Origin of the sequence: Ensifer sp. ENS03 (assembly GCF_014852035.1) — a bacterium.
In the GTDB taxonomy this organism is placed as follows: Bacteria; Pseudomonadota; Alphaproteobacteria; order Rhizobiales; family Rhizobiaceae; genus Ensifer; species Ensifer adhaerens.
The window spans coordinates 130,325-140,897 of sequence record NZ_JACVAV010000013.1 but is presented as its reverse complement, the minus strand read 5'-3'; the positions used below and the strand labels follow the sequence as shown (position 1 = coordinate 140,897).

Here is a 10,573-nt window from a genome sequence, read left to right as displayed (position 1 = left end):
TCATGGACGTGCGCGTTCACAACATCCGCAAGGAATTCGGCCGCTTCCCGGCGCTCGACGACGTCTCGCTCGACATCCGCTCCGGCGAGCTGATCGCGCTGCTCGGCCCCTCCGGCTCCGGCAAGACGACGCTTCTGCGTCTCGTTGCCGGGCTCGAAAGCCCGACCGAAGGCACGATCTTCTTCGGCGACGAGGATGCCTCGCAAAAGACCGTGCAGGAGCGCAACATCGGCTTCGTCTTCCAGCACTATGCCTTGTTCCGCCACATGACCGTGCTCGACAACGTCGCCTTCGGCCTCAAGGTGCGGCCCTCCAATCGCCGCCCGCCGTCGGCCGAGATCCGCAAGCGCGCCCTCGACCTTCTCGACCTCGTCCAGCTCTCCGGCCTCGACAAGCGCTATCCGGCGCAGCTCTCGGGTGGCCAGCGCCAGCGTGTGGCGCTCGCCCGCGCCATGGCGGTGGAACCGAACGTGCTTCTGCTCGACGAGCCCTTCGGCGCGCTCGACGCACAGGTCCGGAAAGAACTGCGCAAGTGGCTGCGCGACATTCACGACCGCACCGGCCACACGACGATCTTCGTCACCCATGACCAGGACGAGGCGCTGGAACTCGCCGACCGCGTCGTCGTCATGAGCAAGGGTGTGATCGAACAGGTCGGCACCCCCGACGAGATCTACGACCATCCGGTCTCGCCCTTCGTCTACGGCTTCATCGGCCAGTCGAACTGCCTCAATGTTACGCTGCAGAACGGCGAGATCTGGTTCGAGGATCGGCCGATCGGGCTGCGCGCCCCGTCCGAGCCCGACGGCCCCGCGAAACTGCACTTCCGCCCGCACGACATCGAGCTGGTCGACGGCTGCGGCGGTTGCCTTGCCGGCCTCGTTGCCGCCAGCCGCCGCGTTGCCGGCACCCGCCATCTCGAACTCGACCTTGGCCGCAACCATCCGCATGTCGAGATCGAACTCTCGCCCGAACGCGCCGCTGCCGGCGACCACAGCCGCATCGCCTTCCGACCGACAAAGTGGAAACTGTTCAGGGAGGAGCAGGCGAATGCGGCCGCAACGCCGGAGCCGCCGGCCGAAGTGGAGACCGCCGAACCGTTTGAACTGGCACGCACCGGCAGCTGACCGGTCGCGCTCCTAGCCCAGTTTCACCCGTCTCGTCATGCCTAGCGTGCAAGCGCGCCGACAACGACGGGCTGAGAGTCGCCGTGCGGATATCCGTTTGCTTCGCGATGCGCTAAGCAAGGATACCCGCTGCCGACAATGGCTGCGGAACCGGGAGAAGCGCATGACGATCGTCGACGACCTGAAACAAGCCCTCGGCGACATCGTGCTCACCGGCACGCAAATCGGCGAACGCCACCGCAGCGACGCCAGCCTGACCGGCCGGGAGCTGCCCAAAGCCGTGATCCGCCCGACAAGCAGTGGCGAGATCGCCACGGCCCTCCGCCTCTGCAACGAGAACGGCCAAACAGTCGTCGTCCAGGGCGGTCTCACCGGACTTGCTGGCGGCGCCAACGCCGGCAACGACGCGGTGGTGATCTCGCTCGAGCGTTACACCGGCATCGAAGAGATCGACCCACAGGCAGGCACCATGACTGTGCGGGCCGGAACGCCGCTCGAAGTGGCGCAACGCGCCGCCGAAGACGCCGGTTTCCTGCTGCCAATCGATCTCGGCGCCCGCGGCTCCTGCCAGATCGGCGGCAACCTCGCCACCAATGCCGGCGGCATCCGGGTGCTTCGCTACGGCGTGACCCGCGACAACGTGCTCGGTCTCGAAGCGGTGCTCGCCGACGGCACGATCATCTCGTCGCTCAACAAGATGATCAAGAACAACACCGGCTACGACCTCCGGCAATTCTTCATCGGCTCCGAAGGAACGCTCGGCGTGATCACCCGCGCGGTCCTGCGCCTGCGGCCCTTGCCCGCCGGCCGGCTGACGGCGCTCTGCGCTCTCGAAAGCTACGACGATGTGGTCGCCTTCCTCACGCGCTGCCAACGCCGCCTGCCCGGCCTCTCGGCCTTCGAGGCGATGTGGAAAAACTACTTCCGCTTCAACGCCGAGGCGGAGAAGCTGAAGTTCTTCGATGAAATCCCGCCCTTCGCGGTGATCGTCGAGCAGGATCTGCTCGGTGATGCCAGCGAGCGTGACGGCTTCGAGGTCTTTCTCGGTGAGGCGCTTGAAGATGGGATCATTGCCGATGCGCTGATCGCCCAGTCGGAGAAAGAAAGCCGTTCGTTCTGGAGCGTGCGCGAAGGCCACGCGATGGACAGCCAGCTGCCGGCGCTCGTCAACCTCGACGTCAGCCTGCCGATCGGCGATATCGGCCGCTTCGCCACGGAATGTGGTGCGGCTCTATCTCAACGGTTCCCGGCCGCCCATGTCTCCTTCTTCGGCCACGTCGCCGACAGCAACCTGCATATCGCCTTTTCGGAGCCTGACAGCGACGCGGACACGCCGCATATCGTCGACGGCATCGTCTACGAAATCGTGCGGCGCTACAAAGGCTCGATCTCGGCCGAACATGGCATCGGCACGCTGAAGCGGGATTTCCTCGACCATTCGCGCAGCCCGGCCGAACTCGAACTCATGCACCGGATCAAACGGGCGCTCGACCCGAACGGCATCCTCAATCCGGGCAAGGTGATCTGAGGCAGCCTCATCGCCACGCAAACGGCTCAACTTCAGAGCCAGGACGCCGGCGTTTTCGGCAGGCGCCCTTCGGGATCGATAACCTTCAGTTCGGAACCCTCGCCCGCGTTCCAGTGCCACAGCGCGACGCAGGTGCCGCCGGGCGACATGAAGGACGGATAGATCAGGCCATCGAAGCCTCGGTCGCTCAACGCCAGTTGCAGGCGGTGCGTCTCCGGCACCAGACCACGATCGAGCGCATCACGCCATTCGCATCGGTGGATTTCTTCGGTGAGACCAAGGTCGGAAAGGATCTCCGGCGCCGTCAGATCGGCAAGACGGGCAAAGCGGAGTTCAAGCTGGGCGATCAGCGCCGGGTGTTGGACGAAACCCTGATTGTATTCGGCCCAGGCGGTCGAGAGCTCGCGGGCGGCATAGATCGTCGGCGTTCCAACGGGATTCCACCTCCCACCGTACCGCCCTGCCCCTTCGCCCGAGAGCGGCGCATGCGCCCAGCGCGGCACATAGGCGCGCCAGAGGCGCACCGGCGCACCAACCGCCATCAGGCGTAGACACCGGAACGCACGGCTTCGAGATAGGCGAGCACCTTGTCGGCCTTGCCCTCGCCGACGAGATCATAGGCGGTCTTGCCGGCCCAGCCGGGGATCGGCTGGTGCTTGAACCAGATGACGGCGCGGCTGTCGTCGCCCGCCATTTCGCCGGCTATGGCAAGGATACGGACGACGCTGCTCAAGGCCGCATCGACCTTTCGGGCACTGGACTTCGCCGTCAGCGTGTTGCGCGCGACACCGATCAGCTTCGCGAGTTCGGCAAGCGTCACGCCAAGGCGTTCGGCGACCAGCCGAGCGGACAGGAAGGACGACTGGCTCTCGCCGTAGTGGGCGGTGGAGATGTTGAGACCGACAGCAGCCATGACAGGATCCGCACTTGTTTTGATCATCGTGTTATCAAAGTAAGATCAAAACATGCCCAAATCAAGGACGCCTATCGCCGCCAGGCGGGCTCGCGCTTGTCGAAGAACGCGCCGACACCCTCACGCGCCTCATCGGATTCCCAGCAATCGGCAAGCTGTTCGATGGTCGCGGCAATGGTCTTTTCGGTGATTGGAGCCCCAAGCGAGCGAGCCAGTCGCTTGGCCCGGCCGGTGGCCTCCGGCGCGACCGCCAGATAGGGCTCGATCTCCGCTTCGATCGCCGCATCCAGCGCGTCGGCGGTGACAACGGTGGTGGCGAGCCCCAAGGCGCGCGCCTCCTCCGCACCAAACAGACGGGCGGACATGAACAGCGGCCGCGCCTTACCCTCGCCGATGCGGGCGACGACATAGGGGCTGATGGTCGCCGGGATCAGGCCGAGACGTGTTTCGGTCAGGCCGAACTTGGCGTCGGTCGAGGCAACCGCCGCGTCACAGATGCTCATGAGGCCAACGCCGCCGCCAAAGGCATTGCCATGCAGGCGGCCGATCATGGGCTTCGAGATCTCGTTCAGCCCCTTGAACATCATCGCCAATCGCGTCGCCTCAGCAATGCGAGTCGCCCTGTCTGCATCGAACTGCTCGCGCATCCAGCCGAGGTCGCCGCCGGCGCAGAAGCTGCGGCCCTCGCCCTCAAGGATAACGACGCGGACAGAACGGTCGGCCGAAAGCTGCTCTGCCGCCTCGGTCAGTTCGCCGATCATCCGCGCCGAAAGCGCGTTGTGCTTCTGCGGCAGTGCCAAGGTCAGCCGCGCGACACCGCGTGCATCGGTTTCGATCCGGATCGTTTCGAAGGTCATGATCCCGTCCTTAAGGTCCGCGCGAAAGCGGCGGCCTGTTCGAGCTTCGCTACGTCGAGCCCCGTCGCAAAACCCTTGGCCGTTACGAAGGCGTTGACGGCGAGCGTGTCGACATTGCCGGCAGCACCCGGCGCATAGGGGCAGCCACCGAGACCGCCGGCCGAACCGTCGAAGACCCTGAGGCCGCGGTCGAGCGAAACGGCAATGTTGTCGAGCGCGCGGCCGGAGGTGTCGTGGAAATGCCCGGCGAGCCTGTTGGCCGGAATGCGCTCCAGCACCGCGGCCAGCATCGCGTCCACCGCCTCCGGCGTGCCGCGGCCGATCGTGTCGCCGAGACTGATCTCGTAGCAACCGAGATCGTCGAGCAGGTCGGCGACGCGGGCGGGGCTCGCTGGGGCGATCGCACCCTCATAAGGGCATTCGACAACGCAACTCACATAGCCGCGCAGCAGAATTCCTTTTTCCCGGCACAGTTCGGCAACCGGTAGGAACCGCTCGATGCTCTCGGCGATCGAACAATTGATGTTCTTTTGCGAGAAGGTTTCGGAAGCCGACGCGAAGATCGCCACCTCGTCGGCGCCGGCTTCGAGCGCGGCTTCAAGACCGCGCATGTTGGGCGTCAGCACCGCGTAGCGCGTCCCGGGCCGCCTCCGGATGCCGGCCATCACTTCGGCGGCGTCGGCCATCTGCGGCACCCATTTCGGGCTGACGAAGCTCGTCACCTCGATCCGCTCGTAGCCGCAATCCGAGAGCATATCGACGAGACGTATCTTCTCAGTCGTTGGGACGAGCGCGCTTTCATTCTGCAGCCCGTCGCGCGGCGCCATCTCGACGATCGTCACATGCCCAGGCGCCGCTCCGCTCATTCCGCGCTCTCCGGCTGGAGCATCACCAGCACGGCGCCGGCTGTCACCTGCTCGCCTTCGCTGACCTGCACGCTCTCGACCACGCCGGCGCGCGAGGCCGACAAGGTGAGTTCCATCTTCATCGCTTCCATGACCGCAAGCGCCTGGCCCTTCTCGACCGCATCACCGGGGCGGACCCGGATGAGCTTGACGATGCCGGGCATCGGCGCCGAGACCGCGTCGTCGGCGACCTCGCTTGAGTGACCGGCACCAAGCGCGTCCGGCAAGCGAAGTCCGTAGGTCTCACCGTTCAGGAACAGCGTGATCTGCTCGCCTTCGCGCAGGAAACGGAACTCCTGCTGCGCGCCGGCGATTTCCGCCCGGGCGCCATCGGCAGAGCGATGGAGGATAACGACCGGCAGCGCCGCCGTCCCGGTGTGGACGGCGAACTGATCCCGGCCACGGGCCGCCAGCGCCACGGTCGTCCGTCCACCCAGGTGCTCGATCGCGATGTTGCGGTTTGCGTCACCCCAAATCTGCCAATGGCCGAGCGAAGACCAGGGATCGGCCGATCCGTCCGGCTGCAAGGCTCCGGTCGAAATGATGGCCGCAAGCGCGAGGGCCGCATCGTTCGGCACCGGCGACGCCGATAGCCGATCGATCGAACGATCGATCAGGCCGGTATCGGGGTGCCCGGCGCGAAAATCCGGTTCGGCCGCAAGGCGGGCCAGAAAATCGAGATTGGTGACCGTGCCACCGATGCGGCAGGCCCTGAGCGCGTTCTCGAGCCTGGCCAGCGCCGTCGACCGGTTGGACCCGTGCACGATCAGCTTGGCGATCAGCGGGTCATAGAACGGCGTGATCCTGTCTCCCTGCCGGACACCGGCATCGACACGGACGCCCTCCTCCGGAAAGCTCAAGGTCGTGAGATGCCCGGTCGCCGGCAGGAAGCCGCGCGACGGGTCTTCCGCATAGATGCGGGCCTCGAAGGCCCAGCCGTCGATGGCGATCTCGCTCTGGCGTTTCGGCAGCGCTTCACCGGCTGCAGCCCGCAACTGCCACTCGACGAGATCGATGCCGGTGATCGCCTCGGTGACCGGATGCTCGACCTGCAGCCGGGTGTTCATTTCCATGAAATAGAACTGATCCGGCCAGAGTCCGTCGGTCACGTCGGCGATGAACTCGACAGTGCCCGCGCCGACATAGCCGATCGCCTGCGCCGCGCGAACGGCGGCTTCGCCCATGGCGCGCCGCACTTCCGCGGTCATGCCCGGCGCCGGCGCTTCCTCGATCACCTTCTGGTGGCGTCGTTGCAGCGAGCAGTCGCGCTCGTAAAGATGCAGGATGTTGCCGTGCCGGTCACCGAAGACCTGCACCTCGATATGCCGCGGCTTCGTCAGATATTTCTCGATCAGGACCGCGCCGTCGCCGAAGGCCGCTTCCGCCTCGCGGCGCGCCGCCTCCAGCGCAGCCGGAAAGTCGGCGGCGCTGTCGACCCGCCGCATGCCCTTGCCGCCGCCGCCGGCGCGCGCCTTGATCAGCACGGGATAGCCGATGTTCACCGCTTCCCCGGCAAGGAAGTCCGGCTCCTGTGTCTCGCCGTGATAGCCCGGAACCACCGGCACGCCGGATTGCTCCATCAGCGCCTTGGCGGCATCCTTCAGCCCCATGGCGCGAATGGCCGACGCCGACGGTCCGACGAAGGTGATGCCGGCCGCCTCGACAGCTTCGGCAAAGTCGGCATTCTCCGACAGGAAGCCGTAGCCGGGATGAATGGCGTCTGCGCCGACGGAGTGCGCCGCCGCGATGATGCGTTCGGCCACAAGGTAGCTGTCGAGCGCCGGCGCCGGGCCGATGCGGATCGCCTCGTCGGCCAGCGCCACATGCAGCGCGCCGACATCGGCATCGGAGTAGACGGCGACCGTGCGGATGCCGAGGCGCTTGGCTGTGCGGATCACCCGGCAGGCGATCTCACCGCGATTGGCAATCAGGAGTTTGGAAAACATCGGCATCTCCTGGCCCTATTGCGCTGCGATCACATCGATTTCGAGCAACCATCCGGCATCGAAGATGCCGGCGATCGCGACCGTCATGGCGGGTGCTAGCGCGCCGAGATATTCGGCGCGGGCCGCGCGGTTGGCCATGGCGTGTTGCCGATCGGCAAGCAGCACCGTCACCTTGACGATATCGACCTTGGTCATGCCCGCCGCGGTCAATTGCGCGTCGATGTTGGCCCAGACCTGGCGCGCCTGCGCCTCGAAACCCTTCGGCAGCGCGTCTTCAGGCGTCAGCGGCACCTGCCCGCTGACGAAGAGCAGACGCTCGAAGTTCTCCAGGCGAACGGCCTGCGAGTAGCCTCCACGCGGCTGCGGTGCGTTCGGGGCATTGATGTTTTCGCGTTTCATGGCGGTGTCCCTACATCCTGAAGAGGCCGAAGCGCGTGTCTTCGATCGGCGCATTGAGCGCCGCCGACAGCGACAGGCCGAGCACGTCGCGCGTCTTGCGCGGATCGACGACGCCGTCGTCCCAAAGTCTGGCCGAGGCATAGAGCGGATGGCTCTGGCGTTCGAAGAGATCAAGGATGGGCTGGCGGAAACGCGCCTCCTCCTCCTCGCTCCAGGGCGTTCCCGCCCGCTTCAGGGCCTCGCTGCGCACGGTCGTCAGGACGCCGGCCGCCTGCTCACCACCCATGACGGAGATGCGGCTGTTCGGCCAGGTCCACAGGAACCGCGGCGAAAACGCCCGACCGCACATGCCGTAGTTGCCAGCGCCGAAGGAACCGCCGACCAGCATCGTCACCTTCGGCACACGTGCCGTCGCCACCGCCGTCACCAGTTTGGCGCCGTGCTTGGCGATGCCTTCCGTCTCATATTTCCGCCCGACCATGAAGCCGGTGATGTTCTGCAGGAAGACGAGCGGGATCTTGCGCTGGGCGCAGAGCTCGACGAAATGCGCGCCCTTCAGGGCGGATTCCGAAAACAGCACGCCGTTGTTGGCGATGATGCCGACCGGGATGCCGTGCACATGGGCAAAGCCGCAGACGAGCGTGGTGCCGTAGCGCGCCTTGAATTCGTCGAAACGGGAACCGTCCACGGTGCGGGCGATGACCTCGCGGATGTCGTAGGGCGTGCGCAGATCCGAGGGCACGATGCCGGCGATCTCGTGCGGGTCGTAGAGCGGCGGCTCAGGCGTCACCAGCTCGACCGTCAACGGCTTCAGCCGATTGAGTGCCGAAACGGCCCGGCGGGCGAGCGCCAGTGCATGAGCGTCATCGCGCGCCAGATGGTCGGCCACGCCGGAGAGCCGCGTGTGCACATCGGCGCCGCCGAGATCCTCCGCCGAGACGACCTCGCCGGTCGCGGCGCGCACGAGCGGGGGGCCGGCGAGAAAGATCGTGCCCTGGCCTTCGACGATGATCGTCTCGTCGGACATGGCCGGCACATAGGCGCCACCCGCGGTGCAGGAACCCATCACCACGGCGATCTGCGGGATGCCGGCGGCCGACATATTGGCCTGGTTATAGAAGATCCGACCGAAGTGATCGCGGTCCGGAAAAACCTCGTCCTGGTTCGGCAGGTTGGCGCCGCCGGAATCGACCAGATAGATGCAGGGCAGATTGTTTTCCGCGGCGATCTCCTGCGCGCGCAGGTGCTTCTTGACCGTCAGCGGATAGTAGGTGCCGCCTTTGACCGTCGGGTCGTTGCAAACGATCATGCACTCACGGCCAGACACCCGGCCGATGCCGGTGATCAGCCCGGCCGCCGGCGCATCGCCGTTGTACATGCCGTGCGCCGCCGTCATGCCGACTTCGAGGAAGGGTGTTGCCGGATCGATGAGGCTGGCCACCCGGTCGCGCGGCAAGAGTTTGCCGCGGCTGACATGGCGTTCGCGCGCGGTATCACCGCCGCCGGCGGCCGCCACCTTCACCGCGTCTTCGACAGTCGCGATCGCCTCCGCCATGGCCGCCTGGTTTGCCTTGAACGTATCGGAGGACGGAGAAATGTGAGATTTCAGAACGGTCATCAAGTCCTCTTTCGATCGAGTTCGGCCGCTTCAGTTGCCGGCGGCTACCGCGTCTCGGTGAACAGCTCCCGCCCGATCAGCATGCGGCGGATCTCGCTGGTGCCGGCGCCGATCTCGTAGAGCTTGGCGTCGCGCAGCAGGCGACCCGCCGGGTAGTCGTTGGTGTAGCCGTTGCCGCCGAGCGCCTGGATCGCCTCGAGCGCCAGCGCCGTCGCCTTCTCAGCCGCATAGAGAATGCAACCGGCCGCATCCTTGCGCGTGGTCTCGCCGCGATCGCAGGCCGCCGCCACGGCATAGACATAGGCGCGCGCCGCATTCGCCGTCACATACATGTCGGCGAGCTTGCCCTGCATCAGCTGGAACTCGCCAATCGCCTGGCCAAACTGCTTGCGCTCATGCAGATAGGGGACGACCACATCGAGGCAAGCGGCCATGATGCCGAGCGGCCCGGCCGAAAGCACGACACGCTCATAGTCGAGCCCCGACATCAGCACGCGCACGCCACCGCCGATGGTGCCGAGTACGTTTTCTTCCGGCACTTCGCAGTCCTTGAAAATCAGCTCGCAGGTGTTGGAGCCGCGCATGCCGAGCTTGTCGAGCTTCTGGCCGGTCGAAAAGCCAGCATAGCCCTTCTCGACGAGGAAGGCGGTGATGCCGCGCGGGCCGGCGGTCGGATCGGTCTTGGCGTAGACAACGAGCACGTCGGCGTCCGGACCGTTGGTGATCCACATCTTGTTGCCGTTGAGCACATAACGGTCGCCGCGCTTGTCGGCTCTGAGCGTCATCGAAACGACGTCGGAACCGGCGCCGGGCTCCGACATCGCCAGCGCACCGACATACTCGCCGGAAATGAGCTTCGGCAGGTAAAGCGCCTTCTGGTCGTCGTTGCCGTTGCGGTTGATCTGGTTGACGCAGAGATTGGAATGGGCGCCGTAGCTAAGGCCGATCGAGGCCGATGCGCGGCTGATCTCCTCCATCGCCACGCAATGGGCGAGATAGCCCATAGCGGCCCCGCCATGCTCCTCGCCGGCGGTAATCCCGAGCAGACCAAGCTCGCCCATCTCGCGCCAGAGCGGCATCGGAAATGCGTTGCTGCGATCGGTCTCGTCCGCCAAAGGCGCGATACGGTCCGTTGCGAAGCGCCGCACACTCTCGCGCAACGCGTCGATGTCCTCGCCAAGCGCGAAGCTCAATCCGCCCTGAAACATGTCTATCCTCCCATCGTGCCGGCCAGTGCGGTCTCCTCCCACAGCGGCCGGACGATAACGCTCCATCCTCTA

The 10,573-nt window shown here is 65.9% G+C and carries 10 protein-coding genes; 2 read left to right on the top strand and 8 right to left on the bottom strand.

Going from position 1 to position 10,573, the window contains the following annotated elements; all coding sequences use genetic code 11:
• Nucleotides 1–2 precede the first annotated feature (2 nt).
• Nucleotides 3–1,127 (top strand): sulfate/molybdate ABC transporter ATP-binding protein, encoded by a 1,125-nt coding sequence (locus IB263_RS30680; protein ID WP_192439446.1) that lies wholly within the window; start codon nucleotides 3–5, stop codon nucleotides 1,125–1,127.
• 163 nt (nucleotides 1,128–1,290) lie between these two features.
• Nucleotides 1,291–2,655, top strand: a complete 1,365-nt coding sequence (locus IB263_RS30675; RefSeq protein WP_110818718.1) for an FAD-binding oxidoreductase — start codon at nucleotides 1,291–1,293, stop codon at nucleotides 2,653–2,655.
• Between the two features lie 32 nt (nucleotides 2,656–2,687).
• Here the strand turns inward: IB263_RS30675 and IB263_RS30670 are convergent, their stop codons facing one another.
• The 8 genes from IB263_RS30670 to IB263_RS30635 all read right to left on the bottom strand — a co-directional run bounded on the left by IB263_RS30670 (nucleotide 2,688) and on the right by IB263_RS30635 (nucleotide 10,501).
• Nucleotides 2,688–3,197 (bottom strand): RES family NAD+ phosphorylase, encoded by a 510-nt coding sequence (locus IB263_RS30670; RefSeq protein ID WP_060529103.1) that lies wholly within the window; start codon nucleotides 3,195–3,197, stop codon nucleotides 2,688–2,690.
• The gene (locus tag IB263_RS30665) at nucleotides 3,197–3,568 is read right to left on the bottom strand and encodes an antitoxin Xre/MbcA/ParS toxin-binding domain-containing protein (RefSeq protein WP_034790287.1); all 372 of its coding nucleotides are present in this window, start codon (nucleotides 3,566–3,568) and stop codon (nucleotides 3,197–3,199) included. Before IB263_RS30665 ends, IB263_RS30670 begins: the two co-directional genes overlap by 1 nt.
• A 71-nt stretch (nucleotides 3,569–3,639) precedes the next feature.
• Nucleotides 3,640–4,425 (bottom strand): crotonase/enoyl-CoA hydratase family protein, encoded by a 786-nt coding sequence (locus IB263_RS30660; RefSeq protein ID WP_034789934.1) that lies wholly within the window; start codon nucleotides 4,423–4,425, stop codon nucleotides 3,640–3,642.
• On the bottom strand, nucleotides 4,422–5,291 hold the full coding sequence (locus IB263_RS30655) for a hydroxymethylglutaryl-CoA lyase (protein WP_034789935.1): 870 nt from the start codon (nucleotides 5,289–5,291) through the stop codon (nucleotides 4,422–4,424). The genes IB263_RS30660 and IB263_RS30655 overlap by 4 nt, the downstream gene beginning before the upstream one ends.
• The gene (locus IB263_RS30650; RefSeq protein WP_034789937.1) at nucleotides 5,288–7,276 is read right to left on the bottom strand and encodes an acetyl/propionyl/methylcrotonyl-CoA carboxylase subunit alpha; all 1,989 of its coding nucleotides are present in this window, start codon (nucleotides 7,274–7,276) and stop codon (nucleotides 5,288–5,290) included. Before IB263_RS30650 ends, IB263_RS30655 begins: the two co-directional genes overlap by 4 nt.
• 15 nt (nucleotides 7,277–7,291) lie before the next feature.
• Nucleotides 7,292–7,675 (bottom strand): RidA family protein, encoded by a 384-nt coding sequence (locus tag IB263_RS30645; protein WP_034789939.1) that lies wholly within the window; start codon nucleotides 7,673–7,675, stop codon nucleotides 7,292–7,294.
• A gap of 10 nt (nucleotides 7,676–7,685) precedes the next feature.
• Nucleotides 7,686–9,293, bottom strand: a complete 1,608-nt coding sequence (locus IB263_RS30640; RefSeq protein ID WP_060643944.1) for a carboxyl transferase domain-containing protein — start codon at nucleotides 9,291–9,293, stop codon at nucleotides 7,686–7,688.
• Between the two features lie 44 nt (nucleotides 9,294–9,337).
• Nucleotides 9,338–10,501 (bottom strand): isovaleryl-CoA dehydrogenase, encoded by a 1,164-nt coding sequence (locus IB263_RS30635; protein ID WP_060606349.1) that lies wholly within the window; start codon nucleotides 10,499–10,501, stop codon nucleotides 9,338–9,340.
• Nucleotides 10,502–10,573 lie beyond the last annotated feature (72 nt).

Coding starts and splice junctions, on each gene's coding strand:
- IB263_RS30680 (WP_192439446.1), top strand. CDS start 3: ATGGACGTGCGCGTTCACAACATCCGCAAGGAATTCGGCCGCTTCCCG.
- IB263_RS30675 (WP_110818718.1), top strand. CDS start 1,291: ATGACGATCGTCGACGACCTGAAACAAGCCCTCGGCGACATCGTGCTC.
- IB263_RS30670 (WP_060529103.1), bottom strand. CDS start 3,197: ATGGCGGTTGGTGCGCCGGTGCGCCTCTGGCGCGCCTATGTGCCGCGC.
- IB263_RS30665 (WP_034790287.1), bottom strand. CDS start 3,568: ATGGCTGCTGTCGGTCTCAACATCTCCACCGCCCACTACGGCGAGAGC.
- IB263_RS30660 (WP_034789934.1), bottom strand. CDS start 4,425: ATGACCTTCGAAACGATCCGGATCGAAACCGATGCACGCGGTGTCGCG.
- IB263_RS30655 (WP_034789935.1), bottom strand. CDS start 5,291: ATGAGCGGAGCGGCGCCTGGGCATGTGACGATCGTCGAGATGGCGCCG.
- IB263_RS30650 (WP_034789937.1), bottom strand. CDS start 7,276: ATGTTTTCCAAACTCCTGATTGCCAATCGCGGTGAGATCGCCTGCCGG.
- IB263_RS30645 (WP_034789939.1), bottom strand. CDS start 7,675: ATGAAACGCGAAAACATCAATGCCCCGAACGCACCGCAGCCGCGTGGA.
- IB263_RS30640 (WP_060643944.1), bottom strand. CDS start 9,293: ATGACCGTTCTGAAATCTCACATTTCTCCGTCCTCCGATACGTTCAAG.
- IB263_RS30635 (WP_060606349.1), bottom strand. CDS start 10,501: ATGTTTCAGGGCGGATTGAGCTTCGCGCTTGGCGAGGACATCGACGCG.